At 66.0% G+C, this 19,202-nt stretch carries 19 protein-coding genes and 1 pseudogene; 11 read left to right on the top strand and 9 right to left on the bottom strand.

Features of this window, described 5'->3' with window-relative positions; translation table 11 throughout:
- Positions 1-5: 5 nt before the first annotated feature.
- The 5 genes from ACX9NE_RS17220 to ACX9NE_RS17200 all read right to left on the bottom strand — a co-directional run bounded on the left by ACX9NE_RS17220 (position 6) and on the right by ACX9NE_RS17200 (position 4,351).
- On the bottom strand, positions 6-377 hold the full coding sequence (locus ACX9NE_RS17220; RefSeq protein ID WP_459362899.1) for a hypothetical protein: 372 nt from the start codon (positions 375-377) through the stop codon (positions 6-8).
- 119 nt (positions 378-496) lie between these two features.
- Positions 497-1,492 (bottom strand): Rv1681 family radical SAM protein, encoded by a 996-nt coding sequence (locus ACX9NE_RS17215; RefSeq protein ID WP_459362985.1) that lies wholly within the window; start codon positions 1,490-1,492, stop codon positions 497-499.
- Entirely contained in the window at positions 1,489-2,313 is an 825-nt protein-coding gene (locus ACX9NE_RS17210; protein ID WP_459362898.1) for an Rv1680 family SBP-like protein, read from the bottom strand. The genes ACX9NE_RS17215 and ACX9NE_RS17210 overlap by 4 nt, the downstream gene beginning before the upstream one ends.
- An 8-nt stretch (positions 2,314-2,321) precedes the next feature.
- Positions 2,322-3,443: an Rv1679 family acyl-CoA dehydrogenase gene (fadE16, locus tag ACX9NE_RS17205; RefSeq protein WP_459362897.1), complete on the bottom strand. Its 1,122-nt coding sequence runs from the start codon at positions 3,441-3,443 to the stop codon at positions 2,322-2,324.
- Positions 3,443-4,351, bottom strand: coding sequence for an Rv1678 family membrane protein (locus tag ACX9NE_RS17200; protein ID WP_459362896.1), 909 nt, complete (start codon positions 4,349-4,351; stop codon positions 3,443-3,445). The genes fadE16 and ACX9NE_RS17200 overlap by 1 nt, the downstream gene beginning before the upstream one ends.
- Before the next feature lie 619 nt (positions 4,352-4,970).
- On the opposite strand from ACX9NE_RS17200, the gene ACX9NE_RS17195 reads away from it, so the two are divergent.
- Positions 4,971-5,501, top strand: coding sequence for a flavin reductase family protein (locus tag ACX9NE_RS17195; protein WP_459362984.1), 531 nt, complete (start codon positions 4,971-4,973; stop codon positions 5,499-5,501).
- Positions 5,502-5,595: 94 nt separating this feature from the next.
- On the opposite strand, the gene ACX9NE_RS17190 is transcribed toward ACX9NE_RS17195, so the two are convergent.
- Entirely contained in the window at positions 5,596-6,717 is a 1,122-nt protein-coding gene (locus ACX9NE_RS17190) for a PQQ-dependent sugar dehydrogenase (RefSeq protein ID WP_459362895.1), read from the bottom strand.
- A gap of 123 nt (positions 6,718-6,840) precedes the next feature.
- Here ACX9NE_RS17190 and ACX9NE_RS17185 point away from each other — a divergent pair, with 123 nt between their 5' ends.
- The 6 genes from ACX9NE_RS17185 (at position 6,841) to ACX9NE_RS17160 (ending at position 11,493) form a co-directional block, all read left to right on the top strand.
- Complete coding sequence (locus ACX9NE_RS17185) at positions 6,841-7,242, top strand: AAA family ATPase (RefSeq protein ID WP_459362894.1); 402 nt, start codon at positions 6,841-6,843, stop codon at positions 7,240-7,242.
- Positions 7,239-7,616 carry a hypothetical protein gene (locus ACX9NE_RS17180; RefSeq protein WP_459362893.1) on the top strand — a complete coding sequence of 126 codons (378 nt, stop codon included), beginning with the start codon at positions 7,239-7,241 and terminating at the stop codon, positions 7,614-7,616. Before ACX9NE_RS17185 ends, ACX9NE_RS17180 begins: the two co-directional genes overlap by 4 nt.
- Positions 7,617-7,864: 248 nt before the next feature.
- Complete coding sequence (locus tag ACX9NE_RS17175; RefSeq protein ID WP_459362892.1) at positions 7,865-8,176, top strand: hypothetical protein; 312 nt, start codon at positions 7,865-7,867, stop codon at positions 8,174-8,176.
- 278 nt (positions 8,177-8,454) lie between these two features.
- Positions 8,455-9,297 carry a DoxX family protein gene (locus tag ACX9NE_RS17170; protein WP_459362891.1) on the top strand — a complete coding sequence of 281 codons (843 nt, stop codon included), beginning with the start codon at positions 8,455-8,457 and terminating at the stop codon, positions 9,295-9,297.
- A gap of 151 nt (positions 9,298-9,448) precedes the next feature.
- Positions 9,449-10,024: a DUF4333 domain-containing protein gene (locus ACX9NE_RS17165; RefSeq protein WP_459362890.1), complete on the top strand. Its 576-nt coding sequence runs from the start codon at positions 9,449-9,451 to the stop codon at positions 10,022-10,024.
- Complete coding sequence (locus ACX9NE_RS17160; RefSeq protein ID WP_459362889.1) at positions 10,021-11,493, top strand: neutral zinc metallopeptidase; 1,473 nt, start codon at positions 10,021-10,023, stop codon at positions 11,491-11,493. The genes ACX9NE_RS17165 and ACX9NE_RS17160 overlap by 4 nt, the downstream gene beginning before the upstream one ends.
- Before the next feature lie 24 nt (positions 11,494-11,517).
- On the opposite strand, the gene ACX9NE_RS17155 is transcribed toward ACX9NE_RS17160, so the two are convergent.
- Positions 11,518-11,856: a PH domain-containing protein gene (locus tag ACX9NE_RS17155; protein WP_459362983.1), complete on the bottom strand. Its 339-nt coding sequence runs from the start codon at positions 11,854-11,856 to the stop codon at positions 11,518-11,520.
- A 410-nt stretch (positions 11,857-12,266) separates the two neighbouring features.
- On the opposite strand from ACX9NE_RS17155, the gene ACX9NE_RS17150 reads away from it, so the two are divergent.
- Genes ACX9NE_RS17150 through ilvC form a run of 3 tightly spaced genes read left to right on the top strand, consistent with a single transcriptional unit; the run spans position 12,267 to position 15,645 of the window.
- A complete protein-coding gene (locus tag ACX9NE_RS17150) occupies positions 12,267-14,096 on the top strand; it encodes an acetolactate synthase large subunit (RefSeq protein ID WP_459362982.1) in 1,830 nt (609 codons plus the stop codon).
- Entirely contained in the window at positions 14,096-14,611 is a 516-nt protein-coding gene (gene ilvN / locus ACX9NE_RS17145; protein WP_459362888.1) for an acetolactate synthase small subunit, read from the top strand. The genes ACX9NE_RS17150 and ilvN overlap by 1 nt, the downstream gene beginning before the upstream one ends.
- 32 nt (positions 14,612-14,643) lie before the next feature.
- Positions 14,644-15,645, top strand: a complete 1,002-nt coding sequence (gene ilvC / locus ACX9NE_RS17140; RefSeq protein ID WP_459362981.1) for a ketol-acid reductoisomerase — start codon at positions 14,644-14,646, stop codon at positions 15,643-15,645.
- Between the two features lie 74 nt (positions 15,646-15,719).
- Here ilvC and wrbA read toward each other — a convergent pair whose 3' ends face one another.
- Entirely contained in the window at positions 15,720-16,328 is a 609-nt protein-coding gene (wrbA, locus tag ACX9NE_RS17135) for an NAD(P)H:quinone oxidoreductase (RefSeq protein WP_459362887.1), read from the bottom strand.
- A gap of 276 nt (positions 16,329-16,604) precedes the next feature.
- Between wrbA and ACX9NE_RS17130 the strand changes: the two are divergent.
- A pseudogene (locus ACX9NE_RS17130) lies at positions 16,605-17,674 on the top strand (IS110 family RNA-guided transposase).
- 282 nt (positions 17,675-17,956) lie between these two features.
- Here ACX9NE_RS17130 and ACX9NE_RS17125 read toward each other — a convergent pair.
- Complete coding sequence (locus ACX9NE_RS17125) at positions 17,957-19,189, bottom strand: HNH endonuclease signature motif containing protein (RefSeq protein ID WP_459377737.1); 1,233 nt, start codon at positions 19,187-19,189, stop codon at positions 17,957-17,959.
- Between the last annotated feature and the right edge of the window lie 13 nt (positions 19,190-19,202).

Below are 19,202 nucleotides of genomic sequence, written 5' to 3'. Positions count from 1 at the left end.
GCTGCTCACAACCGGTTGCGACTCACGCCGGCGTCAACCCAGGCCGCCACGTGGGAGAACAGGCCACGCGTAGTCGACAACCGGCGGGCGATCGTGCGCGCCGCCAGACCCGGCTTGCCATCCTGCACTCGCACCACCCGCTCGCCCGAGGGAAGAACGTTGAGATGCCCAGCGTTCAGCTGCGCTGGCTGCTCAGCCCACACCTGCGCGCCCCCGCCCAAGATGCCCGCCCCTATGCCAACATCTGTGAACGCTGCCCCATCCGCGCCGACGCCAGCCACCTTGGCGTGCTCGCCACCGAGCGCGTCGATGCATGAGCACTCGCCGTAGAGGCCGCCGCCCGCGGCCGGACTCGACTGTGAGTCAACTACAAACAAACTTTCTATTCCGGCGCGCCGGGCGCAGCCAGCACTGCTGTCGATCATCCAGACAAAGGCACCAATCGAAGATGAACAGGTGGGTTCAACAGCCGCCGAAATAGCCAATGCCACGGGCACTACGCGCAGGGAAACAGGGCAGCCGCCTCCGCAGCCCGCGCCCACTGCTCGCTGAACAGACGACTGACGGTATCCAAGGCCGGGGTGAGCGGTTCGACGGTGCGCGAGACCATTGCCCGCTCGTCGATGGCCGCCACCGGATGCCAATACACCCCGTCGGCGGTAACCGTCACCTCCGGAACGAGTGATTCGCGGCTGAGCATCAGCCCCTCGGATGCCACGCCCTCCAATGCGATTGGCCGGACCAGCTGATCCTGGCCGGCGATCCCAAGTTCGTCCAGGAAGTTATGAAACGCCGACAGTTCTCCGGGTGCGGGCGCCGCGATCGTCGCGGCCACCCGGACCCGAAATCCCAGGGACATTGCCAACCGGATCCCGGCAACGGCCTTGGCCCACGTCCCGGCACCTCGGTGCAAGTCGTGGCGCTCAGGGGTCGCCGAGTCCAGGCTGATCTGCAACGCGAGCCGGTCTCTGGGCAGCGACTCGAGTGCGCCACGCGCCCGGCCCTTGAACACCATGCCGTTGGTGAGAACGGTAGTGGGGAGGGCGTCGACGCAGGTGCGGATGATCGTTCCGATGTCGGGTAGCAGGAACGGCTCACCGCCGGTGAGGAACAACTCCCGCACCCCCCACTGCGCCGCTTCCCGGACAATCCGGGCGATTCGGTCCGCACCCAGTTCGCGGCGCGGGGCCTGTGGCGACGAGGACACGCAGCAGTAATCGCAGGACAGGTTGCAGTGGAAGTTGGTGTATAGCCACAACCGCACGCCGGGCAACCGGTCGGCGCCCAGCACGCTGGCGGGGTCCGGCGGGTGCCCCCGCCGCACCAGCAGGGTGCCGACTCCGGCGCGGTCCACGTCGGCACGCACCACCGAATTACCGGTCCGGGCACACCACTGCTGAGCGAGTTCCTGGTCCCGGGCTCCGGTGACCGCGACCTCGGCGGTAGCTCCCTGCGCAAGGCCACCCACCTGGCGCATCAGATCCAAGATCACCATCGTGGGTCGATACCCTGCTCCTCGACAGCCTCGAACAGCGGCTTGTACCCGTCCAGATGAGGAGGCACCCAGCGCCGTAGACCCTCGAGTTCGAGGATCGTCCGGTGTTCGGGGTTGTCCCAGCTCATCGCCAGCAACCGGTCCAGCCACGGCTGGTACCGCTCGGCGGGCAAGGTGTCCAGCGCGGTGAACATGCAGTGGCAGTAGCCGTCGGTGCGCCACACCTGCTCCAGCGAATCCCCCATCAGCTCCTCGGCGCCCATTGCTGCCCAGGTCGAGCTGCCGATCGCCGCTACATCGGCCTCGCCGGCCAGCACGGCGTCCACCGCGTCGAGTTCGCTGCGGCCGGTGTCGCCGTGCTTGCCGATGTCGGTGTTGAAGCGGATGAGCTGCAGGTCCGACTCGGCTATCCCCGCCCGGCGCAGGTAGTACAGCGGCAGGATCGCGGCGTGCGCGGAGTCTGCGGACCCCAGCGCAAGGCGCTTCCCGGCAATGTCTTCGGGTGCCTGTATCTCGCTGCCCGGGCGTGCCACGAACACGGTGGTGTAGTCCACGTCGGTATCGCGCTGGGCCAGTGCCGTGCAATGCCCACCCGTTTGCAGCACGGCCCGCACGTAGGCGAGGTTGGTGTTCCAGGCAATGTCGATGTGGCCGGCGATCAGCGAATCGACCAGCCGCCCGTAGTTGGAATAGAGCACGAAATCCATGTGGCTGTCCGGTGTTTCGGGCTCCTGGAAGTAGCTTCGGATTCCTTCCCAGATCGGGACGACGTTGGGCGTGTAAGCCACTGCCCCGATAACGAGCGGTTCAGATGCCACGTGACCTCCTAGAACAGGGGCAGCCCGGTGACGGCCCTGCCGTAGAAGTCATACAACGCATCGGCCGTTGGCGCCATCACCGCCCCCGCGCGAGCGTCCCGGAAGGCGCGTTCGATGGGCAGCTGCTTGGAGAACGCAACGCCACCACAGACCCGCATTGCCGATTCGGTGATGGTCAGCGCGGCGTCGTTGGCCGCCGCCTTCACGCCGAGCACGTGTGTCAATGTGGTGTCGTCGGGGGACCCCACGCTGCCGGCGGCCAGCGCCAGATACGCCTTCTGCGCGGCCAGCGCGGTGCCCATCCGGGCGATCTGAGCGCGGATGGTCGGCAACTCGGCGAGACTTCCACCCAGGTGTTCCAGCCGGGCACTCCCGACGTGCCTGACCGCGGCGGTCGTGGCAGCGGTCGCCAAACCCAGTGAGACAGCGGCATTTCCGAGGTTGAACCACGGCAGCACTGTTTCCATCATGATGCCGAATCCGCCGCCCGTCGCGCCGAGGCGAAAGGAGGCCGGGATGCGGATGTCGACGGACATCGGCGCCGACGCATTCCCGCGCAGACCCATCCCCGCATAGGTGCCCGACACTGCCAGGCCCGGCGTGTCGGCAGGAACGGCGAAGAGGTCAACGTCTCCGGGGACACCGTTGGTCGAACCCGTGGACACAACGTAGACGTCGGCGAATCCCGCCGACGTCACAAAGCTCTTGCCGGCCCGCACATCGATATGATCACCATCGGCTGACGACGTGGACACCGGCGCCCAAAAGTGCGAACGCGAACCCCGCTCGCTGAACGCCAGCGTGCCGAGCTTCTTTCCGGATGCCATGTCCGCCAACAGATCCGGCAGACCGTCCGGTGGCACAGCTGCTGCCGTGACCGCAGCCGCCGCGTGCATCAGGTAGATCATGGCGGTTGATCCGCACGCGGCCGAAAGTTGAGCGACCACTTCGGTGAATTCCACTGGGCCAGCAGCCAGTCCGCCCACCTCGCGGGGCAGCACCAGGCCCAAGAGACCCGACGTCCGCAGCGCGCTCACCGCCTCGGCCGGGAAAGAACCTTCGGCGTCCACCCGCTCGGCGTGTTCTGCGGCGATCGCAACGACGTCCTGCAAGACCTCCGGTGCGACCATTACGCCCCTTTCACCCGTGTCATCCTGGCACCCGCCGCCAGCCCGACCACCGCGGCGCACACGAAAACGGCTGCGGTGGTGAGCGTCCCGCCCAGCCACACCTCGCCCCTGCCGATTTGCAGATAGATGGAGATCGCGGCGACCGCTGCTACCGCGGCGGCGGCGACCGCGAGAACGCGCAATCCGAGTTGTGCCGCGGCCAGCATCGCCAGGGCGACCGCGATCAACAACAGTGCGCCGCGGGCGTTGTAATCGCCGAGCGAGAACTCCAAAGGCCTGATGCCGACGTTGGCGGGTTGGCCGCTGCCAAGGCTGCGCCCAAGGCCGATGAGGCCGATCAGCCCCAGCGCGATCCCCCACCCACCGAGTAGCCGCCGGGCGGTAGATCGGGCCTCGATTGGGTTGGTCGCCGCGCGCACAGCGTCGACGGCGGCGTAACGGGTAGTCGGCGCGAGCAGCACAACGACGTGGATACCGATCAGCATCGCGTAGGACCACGGCCATTCTCCGGGCGATTCGGCCACCGACAGCCCGATCGCGACGGACTGCCCGATTCCGATCAGCGCCGCCAACCGCACCGCCGTACCCGTCAGCAGCAACACCGCCAGAGCGGACTCGGCGACCAGCACTCCCCAACCGAATGCCGTGAAGTACGGCAGCACGGCGTGCTCGATCAGCCAGCTGAACGGCTTGAACACCGGATGCTCGATCGCAAGATGCGTGAAGTGGTACAGGCCGCCATTGCTTCGTTCACCGAAGTCCGGCGGCATCTTCCAGACGACGTTGTAGAGCCAGATCAACCCGGCAAGCAGGCGAAGACAAGCCAACGCGACCAGCCCGCCGGTTGCCGGAGGAGCAGTGGGCGCGAACACCAGATCCGTTGCACGACGAACACCGGCCGCCCTCATCGTTGCAGTATCACACGTAGTGAACATCTCCGGCGGGTATCGGGTCGCTCGCAACGGCGAGCCGTCGCGGCACTTTGGTACGCCATCGGTCATCGCCGCACAAGCTCCTGCGGGCAACTCCGACGTCGTACCGGACCCCACTGGTGCCCGGCACCGCCGATACGCCGTGCCATCGTCCGGCGGGCGCTGCCTCGTGCGACCCGACGGAGACATCGGTGCCCGCTGCGAAATCGACAACATCGCACCGCTGGCCGCCTACACCGACACCATTCTCGCGCGTGCGAGCGTGCAACGGGCGCGAAACGGTTCGGGCCCTACCTGCTCGGCCAGTCACGCTCGGCACGGCCTGCTCCGTTTGGAGCATCCCGGGTTGGTCCCGCCGATCGGGGATGGCCTTCCGGTGCCCGACGGGCCGGCGCGGCGCGTACTGGACGCGCGACCAGGCCAGCGTTCTTCGTCGATATGCACTCCCGCCGAGTCTGTGGAAGTCAGAGGTCCCGGTGATTGCGGCCAAGTCACGCTCGCAGAGGACTCAGATAGGAAAACTGCCGGAAATGAGTCCGCCACGGGTCGGGCGGACCATCATGGTGGGGTGATCGGTGAACCGTTCGACGACCTGATGTCGATGCTGGACTCCCCGGTGTTCGTGGTGACAACTCAGGCCGACGGTATTCCGTCGGGTTGCCTGGTCGCCTTCGGCACCCAGACCAGCGTGGCGCCGCCCAGCTTCATGGTCGGTCTGCCGGCTCATAGCGGTGCTAACGAGGTGGGCAGCCGCGCGGAGTACGTGGCGGTACACGTCCTGCCGCGCAGCCGGCAGACTCTGGCTGAATTGTTCGCCAACCAACAGGACCCGTTCGCGCTCTGCGCGTGGCGCGCCGGTCCCCTGGGGATGCCCATCCTCGACGACGCCGCCGCCTGGTTCGTCGGCCGGACGGTGAGCCGCAGCCCCGTCGGCGACCATGTGGCTTACCTGCTGGAGCCGGTCGCCACCTGGGCGCCCGAGAACGCCGACGAACTGCTGTACCTGTCCGATATCGAAGAGGGATACGACCCCGGTCAGGAAGCACCGCAGCGTTTGTACACCGGCGAGCGGACTCAGGAGAAACCCAAGTACGGCATGAGGTTCACCCTCGACGCGCCCTTTTAGGGCACGAGGAGACGCAAATTAGCCTCGGAGCGCACGTTCCAACGCGATTTTGCGTCTCCTCGCGCAGGGGGAGGTGGCCCGCTCGGGCTGAGGCTCACGTCTTTTCATCGTTGTTGCGCGGGAACCCGCCACCCTGCGGGAACAACGGGAACACCACATCGTCGAGTTTTTCGGCGTCACCCGCGGTTTTGTTCACCGTCGCACCCCAGACGTTGCCGTCCGGCGACATCCGCAGCGCCCACGCGTGCGCGTGGGTGTCCTTGCGCACCACATCGGGTTCACCGGTGACCGCGCCGGTCTTCGGGGCGAGCCGCACCGCCACCGTCAGCTTCGTGTTGATCAGGTTCACCAGCACGGTGCCGTCCATGGCCGCGCACCCGGCCACCCCGGGCTTGTCCGGCCAGGTCCACACCGTGGAGACCTCGGACTTCTTGGTGATGCGCTGCAGCCGGTCGGCACCCGGCGTGCGGTCGGCGACGTAGAGCGACCCGTCGACGGGATCGATACACAGACCACCGCCCGAGCCGACGCCCGACAAGGCGGTCGTCGGCGGCGCCTGGCCGAGAGTGGTGGGCTGTTCGATCCGCAGCACCTTGCCGGCCAGCGACTTCGGATCGGCGGCAAGCGCGGGATTACCGGCGTCCCCCGTCATCACGACCAACGTGGTGGGAGTGGTGAAGATCAATGCCCCGGTGTTGCCGGTCGCCCCTTTGGGGATTCCGGTCAGTATGTCTTTGGGGACGTCGCCTTCGGCGATGCGGATGACGCGGTTATCGGTCGGCGTGCTGACGTATGCGTACATCAGCCGGTCCTGTGAAAAGGTGGGCGACAGCACGATGTCCATCAGGCCACCGTCTCCCGACGGGTCGACCGGGATGACCATCTTCACCTTGGGTTCGGCGCTGACCGAGATCTCCTTGACCGCGCCAGTGGTTCGCTCGGCGACCAGCGCCGTCTTGCTGTCGACACCCATGATCAGGCCGCTGGTGCTTTCCAGGCACCCTTGCATCACCCCGGGTGCCGGGCAGGCCTTCGGGAAGGGGGTGGGTGGCAACGGCGGCGGCGGGGGAGGCGGGGAGCTGGGCTGCGGCTTGAGTTCCGGATTGGTCGTGAACGGCTGCGACTGAGCATCGTTGAACCGCGCGCAGCCGCTCGACACCAGCACCGCCGCACACAGCGCAGCCAGCGCGCATCGAACCGACCGCCGTATCCGCATGTCCGACAGGCTACGGAATCGGTGGTCACGGCCGCCACCTGCCGCCGGTGACCCGGTCGCGCGCCCTGATACCTGAACTGCATTGCAGCAAACAAACATGGCATCTCCGACAGCATTCGAGCTGTGCTCGATCAGCGGCCGTTGATCGGCCGGGATGCCGAGATCGGCGAGATTTTGCGCGCGATCGCCGATGTCACGGTGCGAGGGGTGGCGCTGGCGGGCAAAGCCGGGGTCGGTAGGTCGCGACTTGCTCGCGAGGCCGTGGCAGCAGCGGCGACAGCGGGGTGGACCGTCCGAAGCATTGCCGCAACGGCAACGAGCTGCGCGATCCCGCTGGGGGCTTTCTCGCGGTGGACCGACGATGTCGAGACCGCGCCTGTTGCACTGGCCCGCAAAGTCGTCGAGGCCTTGACCGAGGGCGTGGAATCCGACCGTCTGGTGGTCTTCGTCGACGATGCCCACCTGCTGGATGATCTTTCGGCGCTCGTTCTGCACGAGCTGGTGCACTCGGGGCTGCCGCGGTGATCGTCACGATCCGTACCGGGGAGGTGGCCCCTGCCGCCGTGACGGCGCTGTGGAAGGACGGCCTGCTGCGCCGGCGTGAGTTGGAACCGTTGACTCGCAACGAACTTGACGCCTTGCTCACGGCCACACTGGGAGCGGTCCCGGATCAGCACTGCGCGGACAAACCGAGTGGATCGGATGGTCGCCGAGCAGGGGCCATACGGTGGTTCGGAGACACTGAGATCTCTGGGTCCCTCGCCGAACTGGTGGACGCGCAGATCGGCGCGATCACCGGCGACGTGCCTGACGTGGTGGATCTGGTGGCGATCGCCGAACCCATCGAATGGGAATGCCTGCGACTGATCGCCGAGCAGGACGCCATCGAGGTCGCTTGAACAGCGCGGACTGATCCGGACGGTAAGTGGCCAGGTGTACGTCGGACACCCGTTGTACGCCGAGGTACGCCTGGCGCGTTGCGGACCCTCGGCGAGACCAACTTCGGCACCACTCCCGTCGGTAACGGCGGTAAGGGCGGCGCGGACTATGACGGCAACCCCGTTTTCGACGACCATCCCGGTGGCAGGGTCGCCGATGGCGGTAACGGCGACCCCGGGCAGCCTCGGCGGCCTCGGAACCGGGACGAGTGGCAAGGGCGGCAAACGGCGGCGCCGGCGGGCCCACGGGAGTGGGCCAGAGTCCCGCTCCGGGTGGCATCGGTCAGACCGTCGCCACAGGAAGAACCGGCGGTGGCGCCGGTGGCTTCGTCACCCCTGCGCAATTCGGCGGCCAAGCAGGCCGCGGCGGCGGTGTCACCGGTGGGACTAATCCCCACCCCTTCAACGGCGGTGGCGGCGGCACAGCCGGCCAAATCCCCCTCAACTTGCGGTCCGGCGGCGGTAGCGGCGGCACGAGCGACGCGGTCACCGGCGGCGGGGGGCCGCCTCCGCCCCGATAGGCGTCGGCGACCCCGGCGCCAACGGGAGCGCTGCCGACAGCGGCGACGGCGGTCTCGGATTCGGCGGCGGTGGTGGTGGCGGCGGTGGGGTCTTGAGTACCGGAGCCGGGCTCCGCGGCGGCAACGGCGGCAGCGGCGGCAGCGGCGGCAGCTGAAATTGGATTCACGGGGTGTTCTTTGGGCCGATCTGACCAATCAGCAACTCAAATGCGGATTTCACAGGCGAAAGCGCCGCTCAAATCCCAGATCTAGCTGCAATTGCCCTTACCCTGACACGGGTGACCAGTTCGAATGAATCCCCGTGGCAGCGGCCGGACGGACTTGCCGGGCCGACTCCAGGACGCCCCGGCTCGGCGAGCCTGGTCGACCCCGAAGACGACCTGACTCCTGCCGGATACTCGGGTAACTTCGCCAACACCGGAACCACCACGATCATTCCGTCGTATGAGGCGAACTCCGGCGCCTCGTCCTACAACCTGCTGGACGCCCAGGAGCCGCTGCCCTACGTGCAACCGCAGCCGACCGCCCGCCAGATTCCGGCCACTCCCGCAACCGTCGACTTCGAAGACGAGGACGAGCGGTTACGCGCCGCCGGCCGACGCGGCACCCAGAACTTCGGTCTGCTGGTGCTGCGGGTCGGACTTGGCGGGGTGCTGATCGCGCACGGGTTGCAAAAGCTATTCGGCTGGTGGGGAGGGTCCGGCCTGCACGGATTCAGAAATTCGCTGTCCGATATCGGATTCCAACACGCCGACGTGCTGGCTTATGTCAGTGCCGGCGGCGAGATCGTCGCGGGCGTGCTGCTGGTCCTGGGTTTGTTCACCCCGATCGCGGCCGCCGGCGCGTTGGCGTTCTTGCTCAACGGCCTGCTCGCGTCGGCTTCGGCCCGCCCGCGCTCGCACACCTTCACCTACTTTCTGCCCAACGGGCACGAGTACCAGATCAGCTTGATCGTGATGGCCGTCGCCGTCATTCTGGCCGGTCCCGGTCGCTACGGACTGGACGCGGGCCGGGGCTGGGCCCACCGGCCGTTCATCGGATCTTTCGTGGCACTGCTGAGCGGCATAGCCGCCGGCATCGCGGTCTGGGTTTCACTCAACGGAGTCAACCCGCTGGCCTGATTCGTCGCACTTTCCGCACCTGTTCAGCCCGGATGAATTAGCGTGAGAGCCGCCCATTCACCTGCTGCGCAGACGCCAAAGCGGCAGTCCGGATTGTCCGCAATCGGCGAGCGGCGCCGTCGGTGCTGCAAGAACCGATGGGGGAACACCGGTGAGCACACCCCGCGACTACAACCAACCTCCCTGGCCGCGGCGGGCCGCTTCAGGTCCGGTACCCGGGCCTCCTCCGCCGGGCGGCACTCCCTGGTACCAGCAACCGGTTGCTCGTCCATCGCCCTATCCCGGTCGCTACGGCCAGCCCGGACCGTACGGGCCGCCGGGACAGTGGAGCCAGCCCCCTCCCGCACCCCCGGTCAAGGCGCCGAAGACAAGCGGCTCCAGGAGCAAACCCTTCCTCATCGGCGGGGCAATCATCGCGGTACTGATCGCCGGGACGGTCGTCGCCCTGCTGGTGGCGGGCGGCCTGAGCCGGGACACCAAGAAAGTCGCTGTCGCCGCCGTGCAGAACGAAGTCCAACAAACCCTGGTGGACCGCATCACCGGCTACAACTCCGACGACATCACCGACGTGAGGTGCAACAACGGCCAGGACCCCACGGTGAAGAAAGGCGGGAGCTTCACGTGTGACGTCACCGTTCGAGGTCAACAACGCCAGTTGAAGGTGACTTTCCTGGACGACAACGGGACCTACGCGGTCGGCCTGCCACAGCTGGACGGTGGCAAATGAAAGCCCTCGTCAAGGCAGTCGTCGTCGCCGGCTGCGTCGCGCTGGCGTTGGCCGGCTGCGGCAACCACACCACGAGCATGGTGAGCGGTCGCGCGGTGTCGGGCCTTTACGATCCGGGTGCGGCGGGTGGTCTACCCCTCAGCGAGGGCCCGAGCGGGCCCCGCAGCGACGCACCGAAACCTACGGGAACGGTGAAGAACACCGACAACGGCGAAATCGATCACTTAGGTCTACTGGCACTGAACGACATCGAAGAATTCTGGAAAAACAATTGGCCAGACGCGGCCAAAAAACCCTTCGAGGCGGTCGGAACCGTGGTGTCCTACGATTCCACCGATCCTTCGAGCCCAGTAGTGTGCCGCTCGAAGACTTACAAAGTCATCAACGCCGCATACGCCTTCAATTGCAACCTCGTCGAGTGGGATCGCGGACAACTGTTCCCCGCAGCGAAGAAATATTTCGGCGACATGGCGGTGGTGGGAATTCTGGCCCATGAGTTCGGGCATGCATTGCAGTTCAACGGGGGTTTGGTCGATGTCAGGACGACGCCGACCCTCGTCGAGGAGCAGCAGGCCGATTGTTTCGCCGGGGTGTATCTGCGGTGGGTCGCCGAGGGCCACTCGTCGCGTTTCACCCTGAGCACCGGTGATGCGCTGAGTCATGTGATCGCGGGAATGCTCAAGATCTCTGATCCGATCATGTCGGAGGCGGAGTACGAGGAAGGCGAGGACCAGGCCCACGGCACCGGCCTGGATCGAGTCAGCGCATTCCAGATGGGATTCGACAGCGGGTCGGCGACATGCGCCAAAATCGACATGAACGAGATCAAACAACGGCGCGGTGATGAGCCGTTGGCGTTGCAAACTGACTCGTCAGGTGAAACCGACGCCGGAGAAGTCACTATCGACAACGGCACCGTTGGAACACTGATCGACATCCTCAACGCCGTCTTTTCGCCGAAATCGCCGCCCTCGCTGTCGTTCAGCGCCAGCACGTGTCCGGATGCCCAAGCCACCCAAGGCGCGTCGTACTGCCCGTCAACCAATACGGTCACCGCCGATCTACCCGCCCTGCAACAGATCGGCAAACCCGGCGGCCGCAAGGGAATGACCGATCCGCAAATGCTGCAGGGTGACAACACCGCGATGTCGATCGTCACCTCTAGATATGTGCTGGCGATTCAGCACGAACGCGGGTTACCCCTGAACTCATCGGTTGCTGCCGTGCGGACCGCGTGCCTGACGGGCGCCGCCCAGCGCAACATGGCCCAGCCCGTCAGCATCCCGTCCGGCAAGCAACTCGTGTTGACCGCCGGCGACCTGGACAAGGCGATCATCGGACTGCTGGTGAATGGCGTCGCCGCCAGCGACGTCAACGGCGCGAACATGCCCGCGGGCTTCACCCGGGTTCTCGCGTTCCGTGGTGGTGTACTCAACAACATTGACGAGTGTTTTGAGCGGATAGCCTGAGCGGGTCGGATGGCGGTGACCGCGTCACCGGTAGGGGTTGGGCACCCGGCCCGAGCTGGCCTGCGTCAGCTGCGGCAAGGTCGCGAAGGTGACCGCCGGCAACCGCAGTTCGGAGCCGTTTTTCAGATGAGCACGTGCCCACGAGCCGCGGTGGAACCGTAACCCGTCAATGTCATCCCAGGCCACCGATTCACTGCCCAGCAACGTGCGCACCGTCACGCCCCGGTCATCGGCCACGGTCCGGAGCCGGACGATCAACGCGGACAACAACACCGGAATCGCCAGCAACGTGGCGCTGAGTGGGAAGGCCGTCACCGGAACCAGCAGGCAGAGGGTCAAAAATCCGACGGCGATGTGCGCCATCGGCGACAGTTTGATGACGACGGGTGACTCGGTAACCACCCTCGCATCATTGCATCGTGTGGATTCCGGGCGCTGGCGTGTTGACCCTGCGCTGACGGTGACGTAGTTCGGGCGTGTCGGCGCCGTGAACGCAGAGTCAATTGCCCTGGGCACCGGATTTGACGGTTGAGCAGTGCGAAGGCTACCGTCGGACGTTATGCAGTCTGGAATGCTCGTAGTAATTAGTCGGCGCGTTGGTGCCTGACTAGCTCTATCGAGCACCAACGCGGCCCTCGTACAGCAGCCCAGCTGGCGGGGGTTTTTTCTTGCCCCGAGACGCCACAGCCGAAGATACCGAAGAGGAAACAGTGAGCGCACCCACCAAGCCAGCGGCACCGGCCCCCACGCCTGCTTCGCAGGAGGCGGCCGAGATCGCCTCGGATGCCGGCAAAGCGGCCGCCAAGCCGGCCACCGGCCAGCCGAAACATATTGCGCCCCATCAACTTACCGGTGCGCAAGCGGTCATCCGTTCGTTGGAGGCACTCGACGTCGACATCATCTTCGGCATCCCGGGCGGCGCGGTGCTGCCGGTCTACGACCCGCTGTTCGACTCGCAGCAGCTGCGTCACGTGCTGGTGCGTCATGAGCAGGGGGCCGGACACGCCGCCAGCGGTTACGCGCATGCCACCGGCCGTGTCGGTGTCTGCATGGCGACTTCGGGTCCCGGCGCCACCAACCTGGTGACCCCGCTGGCCGACGCGCAGATGGACTCTATTCCGGTGGTTGCGATCACCGGCCAGGTCGGACGTCAGTTGATCGGGACCGACGCCTTCCAGGAGGCCGACATCTCCGGCATCACGATGCCGATCACCAAGCACAACTTCCTGGTCCGCACCGGTGACGAGATCCCCCGAGTCATCGCCGAGGCCTTCCACATCGCGTCCTCCGGGCGCCCCGGCGCGGTTCTCGTCGACATCCCGAAAGACGTCCTGCAGGGCCAGTGCACGTTCAGCTGGCCGCCGCGGATGGAGCTGCCCGGCTACAAGCCGAACACCAAACCGCACAACCGGCAGATCCGTGAGGCTGCCAAGCTGATCGCGGCCGCGCGCAAGCCGGTGCTGTATGTCGGGGGCGGCGTCATCCGCGGCGAGGCGACCGAGGAACTCCGCCAGCTGGCTGAGCTGACCGGCATCCCGGTGGTCACCACTCTGATGGCGCGGGGTGCTTTCCCGGACAGCCACCGGTTGAACATGGGCATGCCGGGGATGCACGGCACGGTGGGCGCGGTGGCGGCGCTGCAGCGCAGCGACCTGCTGATCGCGCTGGGCACCCGTTTCGACGACCGGGTGACCGGAAAGCTCGAAACGTTCGCTCCCGAAGCCAAAGTCATCCACGCCGACATCGACCCCGCCGAGATCGGCAAGAACCGGCACGCCGACGTCCCGATCGTCGGCGACGTCAAGAACGTCATCACCGAACTGATCGGGATGCTGCGGCACTACGACGGGGGCGCAGGCGACCCCAAAATCCCAGAGATGACCGAGTGGTGGGAATACTTGGAGGGGGTTCGCAAGACGTACCCGCTGAGTTACGACCCGCAGAGCGACGGCAGCCTGGGCCCGGAATTCGTGATCGAGAAGCTCGGCCAGATCGCCGGCCCGGACGCTATCTACGTCGCCGGTGTGGGTCAGCACCAGATGTGGGCCGCGCAGTTCATCAAGTACGAAAAGCCGCGCACCTGGCTGAATTCCGGCGGACTGGGCACCATGGGTTTCGCCATCCCGGCGGCCATGGGAGCCAAGATCGCCCTGCCCGACACCGAGGTGTGGGCGATCGACGGCGACGGCTGCTTCCAGATGACCAACCAGGAACTTGCCACGTGCGCCATCGAAGGCATCCCGATCAAGGTGGCGCTGATCAACAACGGCAACCTGGGCATGGTCCGGCAGTGGCAGACCCTCTTCTACGAAGAGCGTTACTCCCAGACCGATCTGGCCACCCACTCGCACCGGATCCCCGATTTCGTGAAGCTGGCCGAGGCGCTGGGTTGCGTCGGAATGCGTTGCGAACGTGAAGAAGACGTCGAAGAGATGATCAATCGCGCGCGCGAGATCAACGACCGCCCAGTGGTGATCGACTTCATCGTCGGTGCTGACGCACAGGTGTGGCCGATGGTCGCTGCCGGCACCAGTAACGACGAGATTCAGGCCGCGCGCGGCATTCGTCCCCTGTTCGACGACATCACCGAAGGGCATGCCTGATGGTCAACTGTTCGCCGAAAACGCACACCCTGTCGGTGCTGGTGGAAGACAAGCCGGGTGTGCTGGCCCGCGTGGCGGCGCTGTTCTCCCGGCGCGGTTTCAACATCGAGTCGCTGGCCGTCGGTGCCACCGAGCAGAAGGACATGTCTCGGATGACCATCGTGGTCTCCGCCGAGGAGACACCGCTCGAGCAGATCACCAAGCAGCTCAACAAGCTGATCAATGTCATCAAGATCGTCGAGCAGGACGAGGACAACTCGGTGGACCGCGAACTGGCGCTGATCAAGGTACGCGCCGACGCCGGCACCCGGAGTCAAGTCATCGAAGCGGTAAATCTGTTCCGCGCCAACGTGATCGACGTATCTCCGGAATCGCTGACGGTGGAGGCTACGGGCAATCGCGGCAAGTTGGAGGCGTTGCTTCGAGTGCTGGAGCCGTTCGGCATCCGCGAAATAGTCCAATCCGGAGTGGTGTCCATGGCACGTGGCCCGCGCGGCATCAGTACCGCCAAATAGCTGAGAAGGGGAAATTCACAGTGACATTAGAGATGTTCTACGACGACGACGCAGACCTCTCGATCATCCAGGGCCGCAAGGTTGGAGTGATCGGTTACGGCAGCCAGGGCCACGCCCATTCGCTGAGCCTGCGCGACTCCGGTGTCGAAGTGCGAGTGGGCCTGAAAGAAGGCTCGAAGTCGCGCGCCAAGGTCTCCGAGCAGGGACTGGAGGTCGACACCCCGGCCGAGGTGGCCAAGTGGGCCGACGTGATCATGGTGCTCGCTCCTGACACCGCGCAGGCCGAGATCTTCACCAACGACCTCGAACCCAACCTGAATGCCGGTGACGCACTGTTTTTCGGCCACGGTCTCAACATCCATTTCGGATTGATCAAGCCGCCCGCCGACGTCACCGTCGCGATGGTCGCCCCCAAGGGCCCCGGTCACCTGGTGCGCCGGCAGTTCGTCGACGGCAAGGGCGTTCCCGCGCTGATTGCGGTCGAGCAGGACCCGACCGGCAACGGCCAGGCGCTGGCACTGTCCTACGCCAAGGCCATCGGTGGTACCCGCGCCGGTGTCATCAAAACAACCTTCAAGGACGAGACCGAGACCGACTTGTTCGGAGAACAGGCCGTCTTGTGCGGTGGCACTGAAGAATTGGTGAAGACCGGTTTCGACGTGATGGTCGAGGCGGGCTACCCGCCGGAGATGGCGTACTTCGAGGTGCTGCACGAGCTCAAGCTGATCGTCGACCTGATGTACGAGGGTGGCATCGCCCGGATGAACTACTCGGTGTCTGACACCGCGGAGTTCGGCGGCTACCTGTCCGGCCCCCGCGTCATCGACGCCGGCACCAAGGAGCGGATGCGCGAGATCCTGCGCGACATCCAGAACGGCGACTTCGTCAAGAAGCTGGTCGCCAACGTCGAGGGCGGCAACAAGCAACTCGAGCAATTGCGCAAGGAGAACGCCGAGCACCCCATCGAGGTCACCGGTAAAAAGCTGCGCGACTTGATGAGCTGGGTCGACCGGCCGATCACCGAGACGGCCTAGTAACTAGCGCGAGCAGACGCGAAATCGCACGCGGCCGGGCCGCGTAACGCGATTTTGCGTCTGCTCGCGCCACCCTAGGCGAGGCGGTCCGCGATCCCGACCACGCGCCGTGCCAGGTGATCCAGGGCATCGGCGGTCGCTCGGTCAGGTTCGGAGTCGAACTCGGTGATGTTGTCGTGTGTCGAAACCAGGCTCGCCCCATAGGGATTGCCGTCGACAAACTTCAGCGGGTCGGTGTATCCGGGTGGCACGATGATGCCGCCGAAGTGCATGAGCGTGACGTAGAGCGTCAGGAGGGTGGTCTCCTGACCGCCGTGCAGGGTGTTTGACGACGTGAAGCCCGCGTACACCTTGTCGGCGAGCTTGCCCGCGGCCCACAGCCCACCGAGGCTGTCCAGGAAATCGCGCAACTGCGAGGCAACCGAACCGAAGCGGGTGGGGGAGCCGAAGATCACCGCGTCGGCCCACCCGATGTCCTCACCGGTGGCGACCGGAAGATCCTTCGTCGCTTCGTAATTCGCCGTCCATGCCGGATTCTGGGCGAACGATGCCGGGTCGCGGGTTTCGGCGACATGCCGGACCCGCACTTCGGCGCCCGCATCTTCGGCGGCGGCGGCAACGCGCTGTGCCATCGAGGTGCCGTGCCCGGTAGCCGAGTAGTAGATGACGGCGAGTTTGGTCATGGCGACAGCTTAGGCGTGTGTGTTCGCCGAACTTGCGTACCGCATCGGGCGGCTTAGCCAAGTAGCGATGCGAATGCCTGGGCAGGAGCCGCCTGTCCGGCGAGTGCGCGGGAGCCATGGTAGATCGACTCACGGCGCTGCTGTGCAGCCTAGACGGTATGGGTAACCGTCGGCGTTGTGTCGGGGGTTGCGGGCCGGGGCTTCGCTCACCCATGTTCGTGGTTAGAGGGTGGGTAGTGGCCCGCCCGGTCTATCCGACCGTAGTGGGAGGCCCCGGTGTTACTGGGGCGTACGAGTATTGGGCTGGACGTGCAGGCACGTTCGGTCGTAGCAGTGGCGATTGACGGGGTCACTGGGAAGGTGTCGCAGACTCGGTTAACGCCGTCTTACGAGCACATCCAGGAGTGGATCAAGCAGTTGCTAGGACCCGTGGCGGTGGCTTATGAGGCAGGTCGGGCATTGACCGGTGCCGGAATTCGATGTGAGGTCGTTGCGCCGTCGAAACTGCAGGAGCCCGCCGGGGGACCGGGTGAAGACTGATGCCCGCGACGCACGTCATCTGGCGCGGTTGTTGCGCCTGGACGCGGTCACCTCGGTGGCGATCCCGAGTGTGAACCAGCAGGCCTGCCGCGATCTGGTACGTGCGCGCGAAGACTGCCGCGGTGATCTGATGAAAGCGCGTCATCGACTGTCCAAGCTGCTGCTGCGCCACGGCATCGTCTATAACGGAGGTGCGGCCTGGACCGATGCCCCACGATCGCTGGCTGCGCGCGCAGGCGACGCCGCAGTTGCCGACACTGGCGACGCGGATGGCGTTCGATTCCGACTACGAGCACGTGTTGATGCTGCAGCCAGACGCCGGAGTCTGGACTCGGCGATCGAGGACATCGCCGCCGACAGTCAGTTCACTCCTGTGGTGCGCAGGCTGTCGTGCCTTCGCGGTGTGGCCACGTTGACCGCGTTCGCGTTGGCGGTTGAGATCGGAAACTGGGATCGGTTCACCGGCAGCAGAATCGGATCGTTCGTCGGTTTCGTTCCATCGGAATCCTCGTCCGGTTCCGCGCGAGCGCAAGGCCCGATCACGAAGACCGGCAACACCCACGTGCGGCGGCTACTCGTCGAGGCGGCCTGGCATCACCGATCGAAGTATCAGGTCAGCGGTGATGCGTTCGCGCTGGGAGCTGGCCCCGGCGGCGGCACGTGCTCGGGGTCACAAGGGCAACCATCGTCTCCATAACCGGTGGGTGGGGTTCCTGGCGCGGCGCAAGCGGTCCACCGTGGCCAACGTTGCGATCGCCCGTGTGCTGGCCGGCTGGTGCTGGTCACTTGCGGTGATGGACGACTGACCGCCACCTGCCTGCTTCCTCGCGAGTGTGGCGACGGCAGCGCGTGGATCGACCCGCGACACAATTATGAGCAGACCCACCGGGTCGACGCTCGACTCTAGACACACGGATGCGATCCAGCCGAAACCCCGTCCTGCGGTAGCCAACCCGCGAATATCAGTCTGACCGCGCGTCGCCGACCGACACGCTCATCATCGGACTCACGAGAAGCAACGCGGCGCCGTCGGGGTCGCTCCTCGACGCCGCCTCCCCCCATGCTCACTTGACAATGTTCTCGCCATATCAGTTGTTGCTGGGAGGTGGTTGGGGTTGGAAGGGGTCGTACCACTTCCATTGGGCGCGTTCGCCGGTGGGCCCGGGGTAGGCCGCGACGTCGGGTGGGGGGCTGGTGGGTGGGCGGGCCAGTGAGCCTGGGTGTAGCGGGTCTCCGTCGCTGTCGGTGACGCTGAGATGCTCGGCGTCTCCGGTGATGGTGATCTCGCCGCGGTGGTGCAGGCGGTGGTGATAGGGGCACACCAGCACCAGGTTGATCAGCTCGGTGGGGCCGCCGTCTTCCCAGTGCCGGATGTGATGAGCGTGCAGACCGCGGGTGGCGCCGCAGCCGGGCACCGCGCAGCTGGGATGGCGGTGCTCAAGAGCCCGGCGCAGCCGCCGGTTGATCTGGCGGGTGGCCCGTCCGGCGCCGATGGGTTGGCCGTCGCGTTCGAACCACACCTCGCAGGTGGCATCACAGGTCAAATATTGGCGTTCGGCCTCGGTCAGCAGCGGGCCCAGATGCAGCGCGGCCGCGCGCGCCGCGACATCGACGTGCATCACCACGGTGGTGTGCTGGGCGTGCGGGCGGGCGGTGGCCTGGGCGTCCCAGCCGGCCTGGATCAGCCTCATGAACGCCTCGAGGGTATCCGGCATCGGCGGCGCGGACTGCGAGGCTCCCCCGTCGCGGTCGTGTTTCCACTGCGCGATCAACGCCTCCCGATGAGACGCCAGGGCGGCCTCGAACGTCGCCGCCTCGGGATGGGCCAGCCTGATCCGCCACGTCGTGGACTCCTCGTCGCAGGTCTTGGTGATCGCAGGCTGCGGCTGCGGGCGCCGATCGGGTTCCGGGCGCGGTTCCAGCTTCACCGCGGTGCGCAACTGATTGACCGAGGCGACCCGAGCCAACTCCGCGTAATGCTCATCCGATCCCTGACCCGCGCGCGCGGCGATGACCCCGACCTGATCCAACGACAGCCGCCCCTCCCGCATGCCTTGGGCGCAGCGCGGAAACTCCTGCAGCCGGCCCGCCACCGTGGTCACCGTGTGGGCCGTGGCCAAGGACATACCGAGCTTCCAGGCCACCACCGCCGCCACCGAGCGCGCCCCCGTATTCCCGCACAACTCATCGCGATCCATCTCCGCGACGATCTCCACAATGCGCCCATCGATCGCATTACGCTGACCCGCCAACTCCGCCAACTCCTCAAACAACACCTCCAAGCGCTGCTTAGGGGACGTCTCCAAGGCGGTCACCGACATAACCCCATCCTTG

The sequence above is a fragment of the Mycobacterium sp. ML4 genome (assembly GCF_054515735.1).
Note: the sequence above shows the minus strand (reverse complement) of the source record. Positions and strands in the feature narration are given on the sequence as shown.

Coding starts and splice junctions, on each gene's coding strand:
- fadE16 (WP_459362897.1), bottom strand. CDS start 3,443: ATGGTCGCACCGGAGGTCTTGCAGGACGTCGTTGCGATCGCCGCAGAA.
- ACX9NE_RS17200 (WP_459362896.1), bottom strand. CDS start 4,351: ATGAGGGCGGCCGGTGTTCGTCGTGCAACGGATCTGGTGTTCGCGCCC.
- ACX9NE_RS17195 (WP_459362984.1), top strand. CDS start 4,971: ATGTCGATGCTGGACTCCCCGGTGTTCGTGGTGACAACTCAGGCCGAC.
- ACX9NE_RS17190 (WP_459362895.1), bottom strand. CDS start 6,717: ATGCGGATACGGCGGTCGGTTCGATGCGCGCTGGCTGCGCTGTGTGCG.
- ACX9NE_RS17160 (WP_459362889.1), top strand. CDS start 10,021: ATGAAAGCCCTCGTCAAGGCAGTCGTCGTCGCCGGCTGCGTCGCGCTG.
- ACX9NE_RS17155 (WP_459362983.1), bottom strand. CDS start 11,856: ATGGCGCACATCGCCGTCGGATTTTTGACCCTCTGCCTGCTGGTTCCG.
- ilvN (WP_459362888.1), top strand. CDS start 14,096: ATGGTCAACTGTTCGCCGAAAACGCACACCCTGTCGGTGCTGGTGGAA.
- ilvC (WP_459362981.1), top strand. CDS start 14,644: ATGTTCTACGACGACGACGCAGACCTCTCGATCATCCAGGGCCGCAAG.
- wrbA (WP_459362887.1), bottom strand. CDS start 16,328: ATGACCAAACTCGCCGTCATCTACTACTCGGCTACCGGGCACGGCACC.
- ACX9NE_RS17125 (WP_459377737.1), bottom strand. CDS start 19,189: ATGTCGGTGACCGCCTTGGAGACGTCCCCTAAGCAGCGCTTGGAGGTG.